This is a genomic window from Nocardia puris (assembly GCF_003315035.1).
In the GTDB taxonomy this organism is placed as follows: domain Bacteria; phylum Actinomycetota; class Actinomycetes; order Mycobacteriales; family Mycobacteriaceae; genus Nocardia; species Nocardia puris.
On record NZ_QNRE01000002.1, the window covers coordinates 941197 to 960032 of the forward strand.

Sequence of the window (18836 nt, forward strand, 5' to 3'; positions counted from 1 at the left end):
GCCACGCGGCGCCGTCGCAACCGGCCCCACCGCCGGTTTCGGGAGGGCGGGCGCGGGTAGCACGAGGGCACTCGCGTCCCTTCGACCAGGCAGGTCCCGCATGACGATCCGTTGTGTCCCGGCGTCCACGCTCCCCGTGCCCCGCGGCGAGTTGTCCGCGTCCGTGCTCGACGTGTTGCAGGACCCGCCCGGGTCACCCGTCCCGCGGGTCGGCACCGTCGACCCGCTCGGCGACGACGCGCAGCTGACCCTGCACGCGTGCTACGAACTGCACTACCAGGGCCTTGCCGGTGTGGACCCCGGCTGGGAGTGGGACGAGCGGCTGCTCGGACTGCGCGCGGGGCTGGAGCGCCAGTTCCTGCGCACGTTGCGCGACGGCGTCGCGGGCGGTGACGATCTCGACGCCGAACTCGACGCCCTGCTCACCCCGTCCGAGGCCGTGGGCACCACGCGGTTCCTGCGCGACGACGGCGAGTGGTGGCAGGTCCTCGAATACTTCACGCACCGTTCCGTGCACCACCACAAGGAGGCCGATCCGTACGCCTGGGTGATTCCCCGGCTGCGCGGCCAGGCCAAGGCGTCGCTGGTGGCCGTCGAATACGACGAGTTCGGCGGCGGGCGCGGCGAGCGCGTGCACGCCCAGCTCTACGCCGATCTGCTGGCGGCCGCCGGACTGGATCCGGGCTATCTGCGCTACCTCGACGTGGTGCCCGCGCCCATGCTGGCGCTGGTGAACATGATGTCGCTGTTCGGACTGCACCGCGCCCACCGCGGCGCGCTGGTGGGCCATGTCGCGGCGGTGGAGATCGCCTCCTCCCCCGGATCGCGCGACATGGTGGACGCGCTCACGCGCCTCGGCGCCGACCCGGCGTGCGTGCTGTTCTACCGCGAGCACGTGGAGGCCGACGCGGTGCACGAACAGGTGATGCGCCACGACGTCCTCGGCGATCTGCTGGCCCGCGAACCCGCGCAACGGGCGAGCGTGGTGTTCGGCATCCAGGTCACCGAGATGCTGGAGGACCGCTTCGGCGCGGCCGTGCTCGAGGCGTGGCGCGCCGGTCGAACCTCGTTGCGCGACACCCTCGTCGGACCGAGAGGCGAGCATGTCGGCTGAGTTCCCCGTGGTCCGCCTGCCCGGCGTCTATCGCCCTCAGGGCGACACCCGCCTGCTGGCGCGGGCGTTGCGCGGGGCGGGCCTGCCGCGCGGCGGGCACGCGCTGGACCTGTTCACCGGATCGGGCGCGCTGGCCCTGGCCGCCGCCCGCGCCGGAGCCGCGCGGGTGACGGCTGTCGACATCTCCCGGACCGCGGCGCTGTCGGCGTGGCTGACGTGCCGGCTGGGTGGTGTGCCCGCCGAGGTCCGCCGCGGTGACTTCGCCGACGTGCTGGCCGGGCGCACCTTCGATCTCGTGCTGGCGAACCCGCCGTACGTGCCCGCCCCGCCCGGCCTGCGACCCCACGCCGCCTGGGACGCCGGCCCCGACGGCAGAGAGGTGCTCGACCGCCTGTGTGCGGTGCTGCCGGGCCTGTTGCGGCCGCGCGGTGTGGCGCTCATCGTGCACTCGGCGCTGGCGTGCGGCGAGTCGACCGTCACCGCGCTGCGCACCATGGGATTGAAAGCCGCTGTAGTGGACCGGGATTCGATTCCGTTCGGTCCCGTGCTGCGCGGCAGGCAGGACTGGTTGCGCCGCACCGGGTTGCTCGAGCCCGGTCGCGACACCGAGGACTTGGTGGTGATCCGCGGTGACCGCGTCCGCCCGTGAACCGCGCCGCGTCACCTTCGTCGCCGACGGGCCCGCGCTCGTCGAGGGCCCGGTGGAGGTGGTGACGGCCGACGGGCGCACGCTGCGCTGCGACCGTTTCACCGTCGCGCTGTGCCTGTGCAAACGGTCCACGACCTATCCGCTGTGCGACACCAGCCACCGCACCCGCAGGCGCAAGCCCTCGTGAGCGGTCAGCGCGGATCGTCCAGCGCGTCGAGCAGGTAGCCGAGCGCCCACTCCACCGTCTGCGCCAGCACCCACTCGGGGTCGCCCTCGAAGTCGCGGCGGTGCGCGATCACCATGTCGTCGGAGGCGGTGGCCAGCCACACGCACCCGGCGGGTTCGCCGTCGCGATCCTCGGGCCCGCCGACCCCGGTGACGGCCACCGAGACCGTCGCGCCGAGGAGCCCGCGCACACCCTGCGCCATCGCTTCGGCGCAGTCGCGCGACACCACGGGCACGTCCGGCACGTCGAGGACCGACCGCTTCACCCCGGGGTCGTAGGCCACCACACCACCCAGAAACCACTGCGCCGCATCGGGAGCCGCGCCCAACCGGGCGGCGATCTTGCCCGAGGTGAGCGACTCGGCCACGGCGACGGTGTGCCCGCCCACCCGGGCGGCCTCGGCGATCCGTCTCGCCATTTCCTCCGGCGTCATCGCGCCACCACCCGCACCGTGCGCACGGACGGGTCGGCGGCGTCGGGGATGTTCATCCCGGCCGCCGCGCCGGTGCGCAGGTAATCGAGCACTCCCGCGTCGAGCACCTCGCCGGGAATCGCGGCCGGGATGCCCGGCGGATACGGCGTGAGCTGTTCGGCGCAGATCCGCCCCGCCGCGGACCCGACGGGCACCGCCTCCACCGGTCCGAAGAAGGCGTCGCGCGGCAGCATCGCGGTCTCGAGCGCCAGCTCCGACGGGGCGGGCAGGCGGATCGACGGCGCGGTGTCCTCGTGCGCGCGCTGTGACCACGCGCGGACCGCCTCGACGAGCGTGTCGGCCCGCTCGGCGTCATCGGCGATCGAGAACGTCGCCAGCACGCGGCGATGGTCGCTGAGTCCCATGTCGATACCGCACTGCTCGCGCAACCAATCCGCGGCCGCGTACCCCGAGGAACCCGTGGCCGACACGTCCATCAGCACCTGCAATCGGTCCAGGTCGTGCGAGGCCTGCGCGCCCAGGAGTTCCCGCTCCATCACGGTGATGCCGGGGACGCCTGCCAACGCCGACCTGGCGCGCTCGGCTATACGGAGCGCGTGGCCGAGCAGGCGGTGGCCGTGCTCGACCATCTGCCTGCGCCATCCGTCCAGCGCCGTGTACACCAGCACGTTCGGACTGGTCGTCATGAGCAGGTCGGCGCACGCGCCGAGCCGTCGGGGATCGACCAGATCGCCCGCGAGGTGGAACACCGAGCCCTGTTCGAACCCCGCGCCCATCTTGTGCACGCTGACCACGCACACGTCGGCGCCCGCGTCCATCGCCCAGGTGGGCAGGTCCTCGTGGAAGGGCAGGTGCGCGCCCCATGCCTCGTCCACGATGAGCGGTTTGCCGCGCTCGTGGCAGATCGCCGCGAGGGCGGGCAGATCGGCGCAGGTGCCGTAGGGGCTGGGACTCACGATCAGCGCGCCCGCCGCGTCGGGATGCTCGTCCCAGGCGCGGCGCACCTGTTCCGGCGATGGCGGATGGGACAGATGGCGCTCGGCGTCCCAGCGGGGCGCGATCCAGCGCGGCCGCACGCCGGAGAACACCAGCCCGGCCACGATGGATTTGTGACTGTCGCGCGCCACCAGCAGCCCGCCGTCGTGGCCGCCCGCGACCGCCATCATGGCCGCCTTCACCGACAGCGAGCTGCCGCAGGTGGAGAAGAAGGCGCGGTCTGCGCCGACTGCCGCGGCCATGAGTTCCTCGGCGCCGGAAAGGTACCCGCCGCGCGCGAGCCGGTCGTCCAGACCGGGCGAGAGCAGGACGTCGGAGGCGAACGCCGCGCGCCCGATGACGTCCAGGACGCGCTCGTCCGCCCCTCGGCCCTGCCGGTGGCCGGGCGGGGTGAAGCCGTACCGTCGGCGCCGGCGGTAGTCGGCCAGCGCTTCCACCAGGGGTGCTCGTGACTGGTCCACGTCCCGGGCCTACCCTTTCGCGGCGGCGTTACACGGAGCAGGCCGGGCTCAGGTCGACCGGCCCCATACCCGGTGTTCCGACAGCGCGGCCGCCAGCCGGTCCACGAACGTATCGGACACGTGCCCGCCGCCTTCGGCCGACACAATCACGCCGTCGGGGGTGATCTCGGTGTCGTCCCCCGACACGCCCACCGACACACCTGCGGCGCGCAGCACGTCCTGTCCCACACCGATCGCGCCCACCGGCTTGAGATGCCGATACGCGCTCGCGGCGAACCGGACCGCGCCGCCGTCGGCGGTGAGGGTCCGCGCCGAATCCGCACCGCCCGCGACCACCACCGCGTCGTAGAGCACCGACGCCATGGTCGGCAGCGCGCGATCCACCGGTACCGCTCCGTCTCGACCGCGAAGGGTTCCGCCGTGCGGCGCAAGCACTTCCACCTGCGCGCCGCGCTGCGCGAGTCCCTCCCGCAGCGCCTCGATGCCCGCGCCGTCCACGCCGTCGGCCGCCAGTACCGCGACCTTGCGGGTGGCGATCGCGTCGGGTGCGCCCGCGAGCTGCGACAACGCGGGCGACAGCGGCGCGTCGTCCAGTTCCCGGGTGGGTGGCTCCGGCAAGCCGAGCCGGGCGGCCACCCGCGCCGTCAACACACCGTCGACGTGGGAGAGCCGCTCGAGCACCCGCTCGCGGATCTCGACCCGGTTCACCTTGCCGAGCTCGAACGCGAACGCGTCCACGATGTGGTCGGCCTCCGGCGGGGACATGCTGCGCCAGAACATGCGCGGCTGGCGGTAGTGCTCCTGGAAGGAGGCGCTGCGCTGCCGGATCGTCCGCCCGTCGACCGCGCGGGTGTAGTGGCGGAAGACATCGGCGTCGGCCAGTGCCGGGCAGCCGCCCGCGATGGTGTTCTTCGTGTAGAACGCCTCGCCACGCGCTATGGCGTGCTGGCCGTAGCCGTCCTGCTGGTGGTTGCGCACATCGGCCACCGGCCGATTGACCGGCAACTGCGCGAAATTCGGCCCGCCGAGCCGGATCAACTGCGTGTCCAGATACGAGAAGTTGCGCATCTGCAGTAGTGGATCGGCGGTGAAGTCGATACCCGGCACCACGTTCGCGGTGTGAAAGGCCACCTGCTCGGTCTCGGCGAAGAAGTTGTCCGGGTTGCGGTCGAGCACGAGTTCACCGACGGGGCGCACCGGCACCTGCTCCTCGGGAATGATCTTGGTGGCGTCGAGAAGGTCGAAGTCGAAATCGAACTCGCGATCCTCGGGTACCAACTGCACGCCCAGCTCCCAGCGGGGAAAGTCACCCGCCTCGATGGTGTCCCACAGATCGCGGCGATGGAAATCCGGGTCGCGCCCGGCGATCTCCTGGCATTCGTCCCACAACAGCGAATGCGTGCCGAGCGCCGGCTTCCAATGGAACTTCACGAATGTGCCCGTGCCTTCGGCGTTCACCAGACGGAACGTGTGCACGCCGAAACCCTGCATCATCCGGTAGCCGCGCGGGAGAGCTCGGTCCGACATCAGCCACAGGATCGCGTGCAGCGTCTCCGGCTGCTCGGCGACGAAATCCCACAGTGTGTCGTGCGCCGACGCCGCCTGCGGTATCTCGTTGTGCGGCTCGGGCTTCACCGCGTGCACGAAATCGGGGAACTTGATGCCGTCCTGGATGAAGAACACCGGGAAGTTGTTGCCGACCAGGTCGTAATTGCCTTGCGCGGTATAGAACTTCGTCGCGAATCCCCGCACGTCCCGCACCGTGTCGGCGGAGCCGCGTGAACCGGCGACGGTGGAGAAGCGCACGAAAACCGGTGTGGTCGTATCGGGTTCGGTGAGGAACCGGGCCACGGTGTAGTCGGCGAGCCAGCTGTCGTAGGGCCGGAACCAACCGTAGGCGCCCGCGCCCCTGGCGTGCACAACGCGTTCGGGGATGCGTTCGTGGTCGAAGTGGGTGATCTTCTCCCTGGCGTGGAAATCCTCGAGCAGGGTCGGGCCGCGCTCGCCCACGGTCAGCGAGTCGTCGGTCGAATCCACGCGCACACCCTGCTGGGTGGTGAGTGCGCCGCGGTCCCGGTCCTGGCGATGGTCCTCCAGCTGCCGGTCCTTGGCGTCGCCGTTTCGTGCTGCCATGACGGTCTCCTCGAAAGTTGTTCGCTCGGTACGGCTACGTCCGGTGGTTCTGCCCGCCGAACAGCGGGTCGCCGTCCTCGGGCGCGCCGCTCACCTGGCCGCGGTAACGGCCGTGGGCACGGTCGGCATCGTCCTCGGCGAGGTCGTCGAACGGGTCGCCGAGCGCGTCCGGTGGCGCGCCATCGGGTTCCTCCTCGGCCAATCGGCTGTCCAGGTCCTCGCCGGTGCGCTGTTCGCGGGCGGTGGTGCCGAACGCGTCGGCACCGCGCCACTCCGACGGCGGGTCGACCGCCTCGCCGTCGTCGCGCAGTTCGTCGGGGTCGAGGCTCTCGGTGGCACTCAACAGGTCCTCGTCGTCATGTTCGGTGGGCATACCGCCGCACTGCCCGCGCCCGCGCGGCGCAAACACCGCACCCTGTTTGTCGCCCTCCACCCCGGGTAGCGCGTCGGTGAAATCCGATTCCCACAGGAGGTCACCATGCACACCGAGACCGAGACCGGGCAGATCACCGGGACCAAGGACAAGGACTACGACCTCATCTGGTTCGCCGAAGCCTCCCTCAGCAACGCGCTGCGCATGGAGGTGTACCAGCGCGATGCCGAGCGCGCGGGCGACACCGAACTCGCCGAGTTCTTCGCACGCGCCCAGCACGAGAGCCGCAAGGGCGCGAGCCAGGCCAAGGAACTGCTGGCCCGCCGTCTCACGGGCGAGCGCTGAGGAGGAAATGCCATGTCCGACAAGGCTCTCGCCGATCGTCGTGTGCTCGCGATCGTCAGCAACTACGGCGTCGAACAGGACGAGCTCGTGGTGCCCGTGGAGCGGTTACGCGCCCAAGGCGCCGAGGTGACCGTCGCGGCGGTGTCCGACGAGGCGATCCGCACACTGGTCGGCGACCGGGATCCGGGACAGGAGATCACGCCGGACGCCACACTCGCGGCGGTGACCGCCGTCGACCACGATCTCCTGCTGATCCCGGGCGGCACCCTGAACGCCGACAAGTTGCGCCTCGACGTTGACGCGCTCGGCATCGTCGGCGGGTTCGTCGCCGCGGGCAAACCGATCGCGGCGATCTGCCACGGCCCGTGGCTGCTGGTGAGCGCGGGAGTGGTGGCGGGCAAGACGCTCACCTCCTACCCGTCGCTGCACGTCGACCTGGAGAACGCCGGGGCGAGGTGGGCGGACGAACCGGTGGTCGTCGACGAGGTCCGCTACCCGCTGATCACCTCGCGCAACCCGAGGGATCTGGACGACTTCCTCCCCGCCGTCGGCCACGCGCTGCGCACGGCGTCGACCAGCACGGCGTGAACAGCCGCGCCCGGAACAGGGTGCCACGGCGTGGCGCCCTGTTCCGCTGCGTCAGGAGGCCCGCCGTCGGGGAGGCTTCGGGTCCGCGGCACTCGGGTGCGGAACCATGTCGCGCCGCAGCGGAGTACCACCGGCTGACGTAGCGTGGTCCGGCACGGCCGCGAGAGCTTTCATGCCGGCGGGCGCCCCCTCGGGCGCACTGCCGCGGCGTCCGGGTACCGCACCTCTCATCACGGCGGCCCACCAGGATTCCAGGGGACTGGGATCGGGCCAATGGACCACGAACGTGTCCATGTCGGACACGGAGGAGGTGCGATCGGCGGGGTCGGGCTCAAACTGCATGCTTGATTCCTCCATGTGCCGCTACCGCAGCGCCCGCGGCGTCGAGGCGAGTGATGCCTGCGCGTTCTACGCATGAGACGCCGGGGCCGTCGGAAACTCACCGCGACCCGGCACTGCGCCCCGGCGGTGCCCGTGTTCTCGAGACCGGCCGGTTCGCCCATTCCAGCACCCCGGACGAGACGGCGCCAGGGCGGCCGGCGAACGGTTCGCCGGCAACCATCCGGAAAACGAACGCTTCGGCGCCGGACCCGACGATGATAGGCCCGGCGTGCGACGGCGAACGGGTCTTCCGGTCGTTCACGCGCCGTCTACTCCGCAGCGAGCACGTCCATCGGCGGGCTCGAGCCGGTCTCTCAGTCAGACCGCCCCATCCGGTCCTCCGGCTCGCACTCGTGCGCGGTGAGCAGGGCGTGGTCGAAGCGGGTGCGGGTGGGTGCGGTGATCACGTTCTGCCGCGCCACCGTCGCGATCAGCCGGGCCGCGAGATCGCGCACTTTCGTGTTCGTCTCCTGGGATCGCCACCGCAGCACGCGGAACGCCTGCTCCTCGGAGATGCCGTAGACGAGCATCAGCATGCCTTTGGCTTGGTCGATCACCGCCCGTGCGGCAACCACCTCGGGCATGGTCTCGTCCAGGGTTTCGTTGCGTGCCTCGTCCACCGTGTCGGTGAGGTCGATGTAATAGCCGACCGAACCGACGACCCGGCCCTGCTCGTCCGCCATCTGGTCACCCACCACCAGCACCGGACGCACCACGCCCTGCGCATCGATGATGCGGTGCCTGCTGCAGAACGGCGCGTCACCGGTCACCACGTCGTGCAGGATCTCGGCGACAATCGCGCGGTCGTCCGGATGTTTGTGGGAGAGCAGCAGTTCCGTCGACGGCGCCACCTCCCCCGGCGGGTAGCCGTGCAGGGCCGCCACCTCGTCCGACCACTCCCACCGCTGATCAGCGAACCAGTATCGAAAACTACCGGCCGGACACGTCTTCCCGGTCGTGGGGAGGTCCAGCCCATCGATGCTCACAGAGAGAGTATCCACCCCTTCGGTCCATCTCGCGGAATTCGCGTCCGATCGTGCGGCGCCCACCGCGCAGGAAACGAACGTTCGGCTCCCCGCCATCCGAAATACGAACGATCGACCGCTGTGCCGGTAATCCGCGCCGCCGTGGGAACCCCGCTCACGGGCGGCCCTCGCGCTGAAGCAATCGGCCGGGGCCGCCGTCGACTCGGAAGAAGCGAGGATCGCCATGAATCCGGCGACCGCTCACGATCGAATCACCCCCCGCCGCACGGCGGGCGACAGCTACGACGACATCGAACCCTGGCTCGACAAACTCTGCGCCCTCACTCCTGGCACCACCGAGCACACCAGTCTGCGGGAGTCCATCCTGCGGCGCTGCCTACCCCTGGCCGATCACATCGCCCGCCGCTATACCGGCCGCGGCGAGACCTACGACGACCTGCTCCAGATCGCCTCCCTCGGTCTGGTCCTGGCCGTCGACCGTTTCGATCCCAGCCGCGGCAGTTCCTTCCTCGCCTTCGCGATTCCCACGCTCATGGGCGAGATCCGCAGGCACTTCCGCGACCACACCTGGGCCGTCCGCGTGCCACGGCGGATCAAGGAACTCCAGCTCACCCTCGGCCCCGCCATCGAAACCCTCTCCCAGCGCCGCGGCCGCGCCCCCTCCGCCTACGAGCTCGCCGCCGAACTGCACGCCGATCTCACCGAGATCACCCAGGCCCTCCTCGCCGCCAATGCCTACCGGACCAACTCCCTGGACACCATCGCCGTCGACGACGAGGGCGCGAACGGAGGCGTGGCGTATCGCATCGCTTCGGCGCTCGCCGAGGTGGACCCGCACTTTCAGCTCATCGACGACACGCTAGCGGTGGCCCCGTTGCTGGACGCGCTTCCGGAGCGGGAGCGGCGGGTGTTGCACCTGCGGTTCTTCGACAACCTCACGCAATCACAGATCGCCGAGGAACTCGGCGTCTCCCAGATGCAGATATCGCGGGTCCTGTCGCGCACCCTCACCACACTGCGCGAACAGGCACTACCGGATCGATAGGCATGTCCACGCCGAACCGAGGCCGGTCGCCCGGCCTCGGTTCCGTCATGGTCAGTGCCCGCGCTGGTCGTGCAGGTACAGGCCTTCCCGGCTCTTGACCCGCCGGTGTTCCAGCAGGATCCAGGTTGCTCCGACGATCAATCCCGCCGCGGCCGCGACGCCTGCGATGATCGCCCACCCCGCGTAGCCGTATCCCGCCGCGGTCAGGGCCAGCGCCAGCGCGATCACGCCGACCGCGCACAGCACGATTCCCGGCACGTTGTAGCCGTCTTCCAGCGCTTCGCCCGCGTGCGCCCTCGTGGTGCGGGCGTCGTCGGGGAATCGGCTGTCACCGTGCGGCGGGTGGACGTACCGATCCGGTGTCGGCGGCTCCTCCGGCGTGCCCGGCAGATCGTCGCCTGTCCTGTCGTACATGGGTCGCTCCTTTCCGTGGCGTGGCACGGGCTCCGCGTGAGCGGGGCGCTGTTGTGCGGCTACCCCGGCTCGCGCTCTCGAATCGGTCGCGACCGAATCGGTGATCTCGTCGCGGCGCCGTTTGTCACGGCCCGCTCCGGGTAGCCGGTCGCCAGGAGGTGTGCCATGCCGAAGGAATGGACCGACAAGGACGAACGCCAGTACGAGCACATCCGCGATTCCGCGAAGAAGCGCGGTGCGAGCACGAAGCGCGCCAAGGAGATCGGCGCGCGCACCGTCAACAAGAATCGCGCCCAGCAGGGCAAGACCGAGACCGCGAGCCGGTCCTCGACCGAAGACATGTCCGCGTCGCGGCGCGGCGGCCTGCGTTCGGGCAAACGCGGGCCGAAGGGCCCGACGCGCGACCAGCTCTACAACGAGGCCAAACAGCGCAATATCAAGGGCCGCTCGCAGATGACCAAGGCCGAGCTGGCCGACGCGCTGGGCCGCTGACCCTTCGCGGCGCCGGCCACGCCGCCGCCGAACTGCCGCGGCGACGGGACGCACCGGAGCCACCGTCGCGCTCCGCGAACCGGGCATCGCCTCGCCGCCGATCCGGCGTCGCCCTTGACTGTGCCGCGACGGCATGGTTTGGACTGGTGGCAACACCAAACCCACCGAGAGGGCGAGAATGGGCACATCGAACGCCGACGGCGGCAGCGCGCGCACGGGCAGCAGCCCGGATCGGAGGGGACTGCCGAGACTCGTTCCCGTGGAGGAGTTCTTCGCCGACCCGGAGTTCGCGGCGGCGACGATCTCGCCGGACGGGAGCAGGATCGCTTATCTCGCACCGGAATACGGGCGGCGGAATGTGTGGGTGCGGGGGATTCACGAGGAGCACGCCGACGCGGTCTGCGTCACGCACGACGCCAGGCGCGGGATCACCAAGTACTTCTGGACCGACGACCCGCGATGGCTGCTGTATCTCCAGGACACCGACGGCAACGAGGACTGGCACCTGCACCGGGTGGATCTCGACGCGCCCGGGGAACCCGCCGTCGATCTGACTCCGCTGGAGCCCGGGTCGCGGGTGTTCGGGGCCGAGCCGCTCCGGTCGGTCCCGGGCAGCATGCTGGTGTGGATGAACCGGCGCCCCATGTTCATCGACGTGTTCCGGATCGATATCGCGACCGGCGTGACGACCGTGCATCACGAGCAGGCCGACCCCGCCGACACCGTGCTGCTGGATCGCCAGGGCGAGCCCGCGTTCGCGACAACACTCGCCGAGGACGGTGCGATGGAGTTCTCCGCGATCGACCCCGGCACCGGTGAGCGACGGGTGCTGCGCCGGATGGGCGGCGCGGAGTATCCGATGGGGGTGCAGCCGCAACTGGTGACTCCCGACGGAAAGGGCTTGCTGATCAGCACATATCAGGACTCCGACGACCTGCGCCTGGTCCGCGTAGACCGAGAGACCGGCGAGGAGACGGTACTCGCCGCCGTGGCGGGCCACAGCCTGGACATCACGGGCACGATGGCGCCGGGCGTGCTGCCACCCACCGTCTACACCAGCCGCCGCACCGACGAGGTCATCGCGGCGCGTTTCGTCGGGGACCGTCCCCGGATCGAGGTGCTGGACCCGCATTTCGCCGAGGTCTACGCCGAACTCACCAATCTCTCCGACGGCGTCCTGGGCACGCTCACCTCCGACGAATCGGAGCGGTGGTGGGTCGCGCAATTCGTCCACGACCGCGACCCGGCGGTGACGTGGCTCTACGACCACGCCACCAAGGACAGCAGGCTGCTGTTCCGCCCCCACCCGCACCTGAACCCCGACGACCTCGCCCCGATGACGCCGGTCGGCTTCCCCGCGCGCGACGGACTGCCGCTGCACGCCTTCCTCACCCTCCCGGTCGGCGTCGAACCCGCGAACCTGCCGCTCGTGCTGGTCGTGCACGGCGGGCCGTGGTACCAGGACAGCTGGGGCTACGACCCGACGACGCAGTTCCTGGCCAATCGCGGATACGCCGTGCTCCAGGTCAACTTCCGCGGCTCCACCGGCTACGGCAAACGCCACATCACTTCCGCGATCGGTGAATTCGCGGGCGCGATGCACGACGACCTGATCGACGCCGCCGACTGGGCGGTCGCGCAGGGCTACGCCGACCCCGCGCGCATCGGCATCATGGGCGGCTCCTACGGCGGCTACGCGGCACTCGTCGGCGTCACCGTCACGCCCGAATACTTCGCGGCCGCCGTCGATTACGTGGGCATCTCGGATCTGGCCCGGTTCCTGCGCACCCTCCCGCCGTTCGTCCGCCCCTACCAGGCCAACAGCTGGTTCCGCTACGTCGGCGACCCCGACGACCCCGCGCAGGAGGCCGATATGACCGCCCGCTCCCCCCTCACCATGGTCGACCGCATCCGCACCCCGCTGCTGGTCGCCCAGGGCGCCAACGACGTTCGCGTCCCCCAGGAACAGTCCGACAACATCGTCGCCTCCCTCCGCGACCGCGGCATCCCCGTCCGCTACCTCCTCGCCGAAGACGAGGGCCACGGATTCGACAACCCCGACAACCAATTCCGGCTCTACCGGGCGATCGAGGAACACTTCGCCGACCATCTGGGCGGAAAGCGCGGCACCGACCACACATAGGGTCCGGATAGCGGGCGTCGACGCGCGTATCGGAACCATTGTGATCGCACGGCGCGTACGTTCCCCCCGAGACCCCGATTCGGGCCACAAATCAGGTGGGGCACATGCTGAACTCGACCATGCTGGTTTCCGAACGGCATTCGACGCCGACCGTTCACCGAGCGCCAGTGAACCGCAGGCCCTCGGCTTCCACCCCGGCGACCTCGGGCTCGGCACCGCGTGCCACCCGCACCCGCCCGCCCATGAACCACCACCCGCAACGCCGCGGCGACCGCCGCCGCGTTCTCCTGCGCCCGGCTCGTCCGCCCGGTTCCGTCGATGATCAGCAGATTCCGGTGCAGCCCGGGGGTTTCCAGCTCCGCGCGCAGGTGATCGGCGACCTCGTCCGGCGAGCCGAGGGGTGAGCGACGCGGTGGCCGCCGACGAGGTCGACCACTGCGCCCTCGACGGCATCGCGGCACTCGGTCCGCACCGCTGACCGCCCTCCTCGATCCCCATCTGTGCCGGTTCACAAACACCGAACGGCGATGGTTGGCGCAGGTCAGAACGTTTTCGGTGAGACGACCCCGGCGTGCGCCGCCGTGGTTAGACTCGGGCCCGCCGCTGTTCGTCCGAGCGATGGGGAGGATGGTTCGTGCCGCCGAGGGCCGTGAGTCCGCGTCGTCGCCCGACGCAGGAACGCAGCGTGGCGACGAAGCGGCAGATCCTGGATGCCGCCGCCCGGCTGTTCGGGGAGCGCGGGATCGCGCAGACCTCGACCAACCGGATCGCCGCCGAGGCGGGCGTCAGCATCGGCACACTGTACCGCTATTTCGCCGACCGCTCCGCCCTCGTCGACGAACTGCTCGACCGCCTCCTCGACACGCTGGAGCAACGCCTGACCGCCCGCATGTTCGGGCTCGAGCAGAAATCGGTGCGCGAGGTCATCACCATCATCCTCGAGGTGATGACCGAGCAGGTCGCCGCGGAAGCACCGCTGGTGCGGGCGCTGGCCGACGGCGTCCCGTTCTACAGCAGCGGCATGCCGGAATTCGAACTCCGCGTCCGTTTGATGGTCAAACTGCTGATCATGCAGTTGCTCGGCCCCGGCGACAGCCACGAGTACGAGGTGATGACCTCGGTCGTGGTGAACACCTGCATCGCGGCCGTGCTGCGCGCCGCCCTCGCCGACGACGGCTACGACCGCGCCGAGATCATCGCCATGACCGCCCGGATGATCACGCCGATGGCGGAGGAGGAGATCGCAGCGCGGCAGTCCCGGCAGCAATCGGCGCCCGACCGGCCCCGATAGAATCCCCGGATGGAGCTGCGCCAACTCGAGGTCTTTCGCGTGGTGGCCGAGGAACTCCACTTCGGGCGCGCCGCCGAGCGCCTGCACCTGGCCCAGCCCCACCTCAGCCGGATCGTACGCGCCTTGGAGACCGATCTCGGCGCGCCGCTGTTCGACCGCACCACGCGCCGCGTCGAACTCACCCCGGCGGGCCGGGCGCTGCTGGCCTCGGCGGAGGCGATGCTGCGGATCGAGGCGCGGGCGCGCGCCGATGTCGCGGCGGCGCAGCGCGGCGAGATCGGCACGGTGCGACTGAGTTTCGCGGGCCCGTCGTCCCAGGCGATGGTCGGGCGGCTGGCTTGCGCGGTACGCGAGGAGTACGCGGGCATCGCACTGGCGGTGCGCCCCGGACGGTACGGCCCCGGCGTCCTCGCCGACCTCTTGGACAGATCCACCGATCTCGCCATCGCCCGCTTCGAACACGAACCCGCCGAGGTGGATTGCCGTCCCGTCGCGCGGGAACGCGGTGTGCTGATGGTGCCCGCCGCACACCCCGCCGCCGCACTCGCGGAGGTGTCGCTGACCGCACTGCGGCGAGAACCGTTCCTCGCGCTGCCCGACGACTCCGGCTCGGCGGTGCGGTCGATGTTCACCACCGCCTGCCGTACGGCCGGGTTCGTACCGGAGATCGTGCAGACCGCCCCGGACACGTGGACCTGCGTCGCGCTGGTCGCGGCGGGCGTCGGGCTGCACTTCACCACCGACGCGGCGGCCCGGCAGATGCCCTTGGACGGCGTCCGGGTGGTGCCACTCGCCGCCGATATCGCGATCCCGCCCGTGCTGGGCTATCTGGTGTGGCGGCGCGGGGATCGCGATCCGGCGCTGGAACGGGTGCTGCGGCTGTCGGGAAAGGTGCTCCCCACCGTCACCTGAGACTCGGTGCGCCGATTATGTCCGAATCCGCATCAGTCCCAGCCGACTCGGTACTGGACGCGGCCGCCCGCACCTCCGAGAATCGGCAGGCATGAGCACCGCAGTCGGCGACGAGGATTTCGCGGCGATCCTCGCCCAGGTCAAGCAGTTCGTCCGCACGGTCGTCGTGCCCCGGGAGAACGAGATCGCCTCCGCCGACCGCATTCCCGACGACCTGCGCGACGCCGCCGCGCACATGGGTTTGTTCGGCTACGCCATACCCGCCGAATGGGGCGGGCTGGGGTTGAACCTGAGCCAAGACGTCGAACTGGCCATGGAACTCGGCTACACCACCCTCGCACTGCGATCGATGTTCGGCACCAATAACGGCATCGCCGGGCAGGTGCTCGTCCACTACGGCACCGACGAGCAGAAGAAGGAATGGCTCGAGCGGATCGCCTCGGGCGAAGTGGTGGCCTCCTTCGCGCTCACCGAGCCCGGCGCGGGTTCCAACCCGGCCGGGTTGCGCACCCGCGCCCGCCGCGACGGCGACGACTGGGTCCTCGACGGGCAGAAGCGGTTCATCACCAACGCCCCGGTCGCTGACCTGTTCGTCACCTTCGCCCGCACCAGGGAACCGAGCAAGGGCGATCCGGGCATCGCGGTCTTCCTCGTCCCCGCCGACGCGCCGGGGGTGAGCGTCGGGCCGAAGGACGCGAAGATGGGCCAGGAAGGCGCGTGGACCGCGGATGTGCGCTTCGACGGTGTGCGCGTGCCGGATTCGGCGCTGGTCGGCGGGTCCGAGGACGTCGGCTACAAGGCGGCGATGGTGTCGCTGGTGCGCGGCCGGGTGCACATCGCGGCGCTGGCCGTCGGTCAGGCGCAGCGCGCGTTGGACGAATCCGTCGCCTACGCCGCCGCGAACACCCAGGGCGGCGTGGCGATCGGCGACTTCCAGCTGGTGCAGGCGATGCTGGCCGAGCAGTACGCGGGCGTCGCGGCCGGTCGCGCGCTGGTGCGCGATGCCGCCGCCAAGTACGTCTCCGGCGCGGACCGCCGGATCGCGCCCTCGGCGGCGAAACTGTTCTGCACCGAAATGGCGGGCAAGGTCGCGGATCTCGCGGTGCAGGTGCACGGCGGCAGCGGCTACATGCGCGACGTGCCGGTCGAGCGGATCTATCGCGACATCCGGCTGCTGCGCCTCTACGAGGGCACCAGCGAGATCCAGAAGCTGATCATCGGCGGCAACCTGTTGCGGGAGTACAGGTCACGCGGCTGACGCGGACCTACTCGTCGAAAGCCGTGTCGCGCGAGACCTTTTCCCACCGCTCGATCTCGCCCCGCACGCCGTCGAGGTGGGCGAGGATCGCGTCGACGGCGTCGCCGCCCAGGGGCAGGCGCAGCGGGGTTTCGTCGGCGTCCAGGGCGGCGAGGATCGCGGCGGCAGCCTTCGCCGGATCACCGGCTTGCGCGCCGTCACCGCCGCGCACGAATTGTTCTGTGCCGCCGACGGTGTCGGCATACGCGGGGTGGCTCGCGCTGAAGTACGCGGCGTTCTTGCCGAACAGGTTGGTGCGGAAGGAACCCGGCTCCACCACGAGCACCTTGATGCCGAATCCCTTCACCTCGTCGGCCAACGCCTCGGACAGGCCCTCCAACGCGAATTTCGTTGCGCTGTAGGCGGAGAACCCGGCGAACGACAGCTGCCCGCCCCGGAGGCGGGCCCGATGCGCGACTTCTGGCTGGCGGTCGACGCCCGCGCGGGCCGCCCGCCCGTGATCGGCGGCGAGATCGCCAGCGCGGAGGAAACCCACGAGTCCGTCGCGGCCGGGCTGGGCCTGGTCCTGCTCGCCGAGGGCAACTCCCGGCTCATCGCCCGCGACGGCGTCGTCGTCCGTCCCGTTCGCGGGCTGGCCCCCGCCGAACTGGCCGTCGCCCGGCGTCGCGACGATGACCGGCCTCTCGTCCTCGCCTATCTCGACGCCACACACCGCGCTACCGGACACTGAATCCGGTAGCCGTCCGGGCACGGACCCGCCACCCGCATGTCGCCGGCCCGCGCGTCCGCGTGGGTGGTCGCGCTGGTGCTCGTGGCCCGCGCCATCCGTGGATTCCGGCGGCACGTATGTTGAATCGCGCTCGCGCCCAACGCTTCCTCTCGATACGCGGCAGAACCTCGCCTGCACGCCCCCTGCCACGTCATCGACCACTCAGTCGAGACAGAACTCGTTGCCCTCGATGTCCCGCATCACCAAACACGACTCGTTGACGCCGTCGGCAGGCAGCAGCCGCACCCGCTTCGCGCCGAGTGCGACCAACCGCGCGCATTCGGCTTCCAGCGCCTCGACCCGCTCCGCACCCACCAGCCCGGTCCCGACCCGCACATCGACGTGCACGCGATTCTTCACGACTTTCCCCTCGGGCACCCGCTGGAAGTACAGGCGCGGCCCCACCCCCGAGGGATCGGCGCACGCGTCCCCTCGGTGCTCGTACCCCAGTGCCTCGGCCCAGAACCGCGCGACCCGTTCGGGTTCCGCGCAATCGAAGGTGACCTGGATCTGCCTGACCGTCCCCATCAGCTCACCGTAGCGACGGCATTCCGCCCTGCGCCACCAATAATCGGCCCGCTCACGACCCGGTACACGATGACGCGTCGCTGCTGAGCAGGCTCCGGCATCAACCGGTATCGACGCCCGGCCGGGACTTCGACATCTCCGCGTCAGAACCGTGTGCCTCGCGTCGCTGGGTGGCAGTTGGGTACTGATTGCTCTATCGCGCTGAATCCACGAGGGCGGTCGGTCGGATCGGCTGCTCAGCCGATGAAGGAGCGGTGTCGGTGCGCCGGTGTAGCGTCGGGCAAGCAGAGGGTTGGGAGGGCTTGGACATGAAGGGACCGGTATGAAATTTCCGCGTGCGATCGAGACGCGGTACAAGGGGTATCGCTTCAGATCGAGGTTGGAGGCACGCTGGGCTGTCTTCTTCGACGTACTCGGAATCCGATGGGAATACGAGCCCGATGGATACGTGATCGGTGGTACACCCTATCTTCCTGACTTCAAATTGCTGCACCCCAACGAGGAAGAAACCTTTGCCGAAGTCAAGGGAGGCAACGTGGACATGTTCGAGGGCGACCATGTTCGCCTGTGTCGCGGATTAGCAAACCTGACCGGACATCCCGTGATCTTGCTTACCGGAGAGCCTGCACTTCGGCTATTCAATTGTGTCGCTCCTGGAATGGACGAACGATCCTTCTGGGCAGTATTTTTTGACGACTACACCCCCAAGCGATACCGAATAGCCGACGACTATTGGTTTCAGCAGACCGAGTTCTGCAAATACACCGGGGCCCAAGTTTTCGGCCACCATCTGCGAAACGAAAGGTCCGCAAGAAAGACATTCGGTCTCAATGTACTGAACGCCATAGCGTCCGCACGTGCCGCACGCTTCGAGCACGGCGAGTCACCGACAGAGGTCCACCTACCGCGACGCGAATGACATCGAAACAGACCGCGCCAACTGCTCGCCGCGAAGAAGCACCGGCCTCCAGTTTGTTTCACTGTTGCCGCCGCCTACTCCAGGCTTCACGGCGATGCTCATGGTTCGCTGCGGCGGTGTCGCCCGCAATGAACGGGGGCTTCTTCATCCGTCTGACCGTCGGCCAAGAATACCGTTATCATTGGCCGACGGTAGGAGAAGGACGGCCTTCCGGTCGATTCCGGAGTCGGACAGTCCCACGGTGTTCGGCAGACGCAACGCTTCTTCATCGAGGCCAACCGAGTGGGTCAAGTCCAAATGCGTGGTGTATCGAAGTGATCGCCGCGTGACCGCTGCCGGTCAGGCGGTCAACGCTGCGGGATCCTCCTGTTCATCGCTGG

21 protein-coding genes are annotated in these 18836 nt (G+C 69.8%); 13 read left to right on the forward strand and 8 right to left on the reverse strand.

All coding sequences use genetic code 11. From position 1 onward, the window contains the following. The first annotated feature begins 100 nt into the window (after positions 1-100). Genes DFR74_RS10060 through DFR74_RS10070 form a run of 3 tightly spaced genes read left to right on the forward strand, consistent with a single transcriptional unit; the run spans position 101 to position 1950 of the window. A complete protein-coding gene (locus DFR74_RS10060) occupies positions 101-1114 on the forward strand; it encodes an iron-containing redox enzyme family protein (RefSeq protein ID WP_067513604.1) in 1014 nt (337 codons plus the stop codon). Next, the gene (locus DFR74_RS10065; protein ID WP_067513602.1) at positions 1104-1763 is read left to right on the forward strand and encodes a HemK2/MTQ2 family protein methyltransferase; all 660 of its coding nucleotides are present in this window, start codon (positions 1104-1106) and stop codon (positions 1761-1763) included. Before DFR74_RS10060 ends, DFR74_RS10065 begins: the two co-directional genes overlap by 11 nt. After that, on the forward strand, positions 1744-1950 hold the full coding sequence (locus DFR74_RS10070) for a CDGSH iron-sulfur domain-containing protein (RefSeq protein WP_067513600.1): 207 nt from the start codon (positions 1744-1746) through the stop codon (positions 1948-1950). The genes DFR74_RS10065 and DFR74_RS10070 overlap by 20 nt, the downstream gene beginning before the upstream one ends. 4 nt (positions 1951-1954) lie before the next feature. Here the strand turns inward: DFR74_RS10070 and DFR74_RS10075 are convergent, their stop codons facing one another. The 4 genes from DFR74_RS10075 to DFR74_RS10090 are packed head-to-tail and all read right to left on the reverse strand — an operon-like array spanning position 1955 to position 6496. After that, positions 1955-2422: a CinA family protein gene (locus tag DFR74_RS10075; RefSeq protein WP_067513598.1), complete on the reverse strand. Its 468-nt coding sequence runs from the start codon at positions 2420-2422 to the stop codon at positions 1955-1957. Further along, a complete protein-coding gene (locus DFR74_RS10080) occupies positions 2419-3879 on the reverse strand; it encodes an aminotransferase class I/II-fold pyridoxal phosphate-dependent enzyme (RefSeq protein ID WP_067513596.1) in 1461 nt (486 codons plus the stop codon). Before DFR74_RS10080 ends, DFR74_RS10075 begins: the two co-directional genes overlap by 4 nt. A 48-nt stretch (positions 3880-3927) precedes the next feature. After that, on the reverse strand, positions 3928-6012 hold the full coding sequence (locus DFR74_RS10085) for a catalase (protein WP_067513594.1): 2085 nt from the start codon (positions 6010-6012) through the stop codon (positions 3928-3930). Between the two features lie 34 nt (positions 6013-6046). Next, the gene (locus tag DFR74_RS10090; RefSeq protein WP_407675052.1) at positions 6047-6496 is read right to left on the reverse strand and encodes a hypothetical protein; all 450 of its coding nucleotides are present in this window, start codon (positions 6494-6496) and stop codon (positions 6047-6049) included. On the opposite strand from DFR74_RS10090, the gene DFR74_RS10095 reads away from it, so the two are divergent. Continuing rightward, positions 6491-6730 carry a hypothetical protein gene (locus tag DFR74_RS10095; RefSeq protein ID WP_067513592.1) on the forward strand — a complete coding sequence of 80 codons (240 nt, stop codon included), beginning with the start codon at positions 6491-6493 and terminating at the stop codon, positions 6728-6730. The two genes, DFR74_RS10090 and DFR74_RS10095, sit on opposite strands and share 6 nt — an antisense overlap. A gap of 12 nt (positions 6731-6742) precedes the next feature. Then, entirely contained in the window at positions 6743-7318 is a 576-nt protein-coding gene (locus DFR74_RS10100; RefSeq protein ID WP_067513590.1) for a type 1 glutamine amidotransferase domain-containing protein, read from the forward strand. 695 nt (positions 7319-8013) lie between these two features. Here the strand turns inward: DFR74_RS10100 and DFR74_RS10105 are convergent. Then, positions 8014-8685 carry a PAS and ANTAR domain-containing protein gene (locus DFR74_RS10105; protein WP_232331893.1) on the reverse strand — a complete coding sequence of 224 codons (672 nt, stop codon included), beginning with the start codon at positions 8683-8685 and terminating at the stop codon, positions 8014-8016. 223 nt (positions 8686-8908) lie between these two features. Between DFR74_RS10105 and DFR74_RS10110 the strand changes: the two genes are divergently transcribed. Next, entirely contained in the window at positions 8909-9730 is an 822-nt protein-coding gene (locus DFR74_RS10110; RefSeq protein ID WP_067513586.1) for an RNA polymerase sigma factor SigF, read from the forward strand. A 51-nt stretch (positions 9731-9781) separates the two neighbouring features. On the opposite strand, the gene DFR74_RS37800 is transcribed toward DFR74_RS10110, so the two are convergent. Continuing rightward, entirely contained in the window at positions 9782-10144 is a 363-nt protein-coding gene (locus DFR74_RS37800) for a hypothetical protein (protein WP_324191889.1), read from the reverse strand. A gap of 165 nt (positions 10145-10309) precedes the next feature. On the opposite strand from DFR74_RS37800, the gene DFR74_RS10120 reads away from it, so the two are divergent. The 5 genes from DFR74_RS10120 (at position 10310) to DFR74_RS10140 (ending at position 16240) form a co-directional block, all read left to right on the forward strand. Next, positions 10310-10636: a plasmid stabilization protein gene (locus DFR74_RS10120; RefSeq protein WP_067513584.1), complete on the forward strand. Its 327-nt coding sequence runs from the start codon at positions 10310-10312 to the stop codon at positions 10634-10636. A gap of 178 nt (positions 10637-10814) precedes the next feature. Next, positions 10815-12779, forward strand: a complete 1965-nt coding sequence (locus tag DFR74_RS10125) for a S9 family peptidase (protein WP_195124398.1) — start codon at positions 10815-10817, stop codon at positions 12777-12779. A gap of 685 nt (positions 12780-13464) precedes the next feature. Then, the gene (locus tag DFR74_RS10130) at positions 13465-14070 is read left to right on the forward strand and encodes a TetR/AcrR family transcriptional regulator (protein WP_067513580.1); all 606 of its coding nucleotides are present in this window, start codon (positions 13465-13467) and stop codon (positions 14068-14070) included. A 9-nt stretch (positions 14071-14079) separates the two neighbouring features. Further along, the gene (locus tag DFR74_RS10135; RefSeq protein ID WP_067513579.1) at positions 14080-14982 is read left to right on the forward strand and encodes a LysR substrate-binding domain-containing protein; all 903 of its coding nucleotides are present in this window, start codon (positions 14080-14082) and stop codon (positions 14980-14982) included. 91 nt (positions 14983-15073) lie between these two features. Then, complete coding sequence (locus DFR74_RS10140) at positions 15074-16240, forward strand: acyl-CoA dehydrogenase family protein (RefSeq protein ID WP_067513577.1); 1167 nt, start codon at positions 15074-15076, stop codon at positions 16238-16240. 7 nt (positions 16241-16247) lie between these two features. Here the strand turns inward: DFR74_RS10140 and DFR74_RS10145 are convergent, their stop codons facing one another. After that, positions 16248-16619 carry a Rossmann-fold NAD(P)-binding domain-containing protein gene (locus tag DFR74_RS10145; RefSeq protein WP_228788466.1) on the reverse strand — a complete coding sequence of 124 codons (372 nt, stop codon included), beginning with the start codon at positions 16617-16619 and terminating at the stop codon, positions 16248-16250. 69 nt (positions 16620-16688) lie between these two features. Between DFR74_RS10145 and DFR74_RS10150 the strand changes: the two genes are divergently transcribed. Further along, entirely contained in the window at positions 16689-16970 is a 282-nt protein-coding gene (locus tag DFR74_RS10150) for a LysR substrate-binding domain-containing protein (RefSeq protein WP_084538114.1), read from the forward strand. A 201-nt stretch (positions 16971-17171) separates the two neighbouring features. Here the strand turns inward: DFR74_RS10150 and DFR74_RS10155 are convergent, their stop codons facing one another. Further along, a complete protein-coding gene (locus DFR74_RS10155; RefSeq protein WP_067513575.1) occupies positions 17172-17537 on the reverse strand; it encodes a VOC family protein in 366 nt (121 codons plus the stop codon). 322 nt (positions 17538-17859) lie between these two features. Between DFR74_RS10155 and DFR74_RS10160 the strand changes: the two genes are divergently transcribed. Beyond that, positions 17860-18456 carry a PDDEXK family nuclease gene (locus DFR74_RS10160; RefSeq protein WP_113975026.1) on the forward strand — a complete coding sequence of 199 codons (597 nt, stop codon included), beginning with the start codon at positions 17860-17862 and terminating at the stop codon, positions 18454-18456. The last annotated feature ends 380 nt before the right edge of the window (positions 18457-18836 follow it).

Coding starts and splice junctions, on each gene's coding strand:
- DFR74_RS10110 (WP_067513586.1), top strand. CDS start 8,909: ATGAATCCGGCGACCGCTCACGATCGAATCACCCCCCGCCGCACGGCG.
- DFR74_RS10100 (WP_067513590.1), top strand. CDS start 6,743: ATGTCCGACAAGGCTCTCGCCGATCGTCGTGTGCTCGCGATCGTCAGC.
- DFR74_RS10150 (WP_084538114.1), top strand. CDS start 16,689: ATGCGCGACTTCTGGCTGGCGGTCGACGCCCGCGCGGGCCGCCCGCCC.
- DFR74_RS10095 (WP_067513592.1), top strand. CDS start 6,491: ATGCACACCGAGACCGAGACCGGGCAGATCACCGGGACCAAGGACAAG.
- DFR74_RS10160 (WP_113975026.1), top strand. CDS start 17,860: ATGAAATTTCCGCGTGCGATCGAGACGCGGTACAAGGGGTATCGCTTC.
- DFR74_RS10065 (WP_067513602.1), top strand. CDS start 1,104: ATGTCGGCTGAGTTCCCCGTGGTCCGCCTGCCCGGCGTCTATCGCCCT.
- DFR74_RS37800 (WP_324191889.1), bottom strand. CDS start 10,144: ATGTACGACAGGACAGGCGACGATCTGCCGGGCACGCCGGAGGAGCCG.
- DFR74_RS10060 (WP_067513604.1), top strand. CDS start 101: ATGACGATCCGTTGTGTCCCGGCGTCCACGCTCCCCGTGCCCCGCGGC.
- DFR74_RS10140 (WP_067513577.1), top strand. CDS start 15,074: ATGAGCACCGCAGTCGGCGACGAGGATTTCGCGGCGATCCTCGCCCAG.
- DFR74_RS10135 (WP_067513579.1), top strand. CDS start 14,080: ATGGAGCTGCGCCAACTCGAGGTCTTTCGCGTGGTGGCCGAGGAACTC.
- DFR74_RS10155 (WP_067513575.1), bottom strand. CDS start 17,537: ATGGGGACGGTCAGGCAGATCCAGGTCACCTTCGATTGCGCGGAACCC.
- DFR74_RS10075 (WP_067513598.1), bottom strand. CDS start 2,422: ATGACGCCGGAGGAAATGGCGAGACGGATCGCCGAGGCCGCCCGGGTG.
- DFR74_RS10125 (WP_195124398.1), top strand. CDS start 10,815: ATGGGCACATCGAACGCCGACGGCGGCAGCGCGCGCACGGGCAGCAGC.
- DFR74_RS10120 (WP_067513584.1), top strand. CDS start 10,310: ATGCCGAAGGAATGGACCGACAAGGACGAACGCCAGTACGAGCACATC.
- DFR74_RS10085 (WP_067513594.1), bottom strand. CDS start 6,012: ATGGCAGCACGAAACGGCGACGCCAAGGACCGGCAGCTGGAGGACCAT.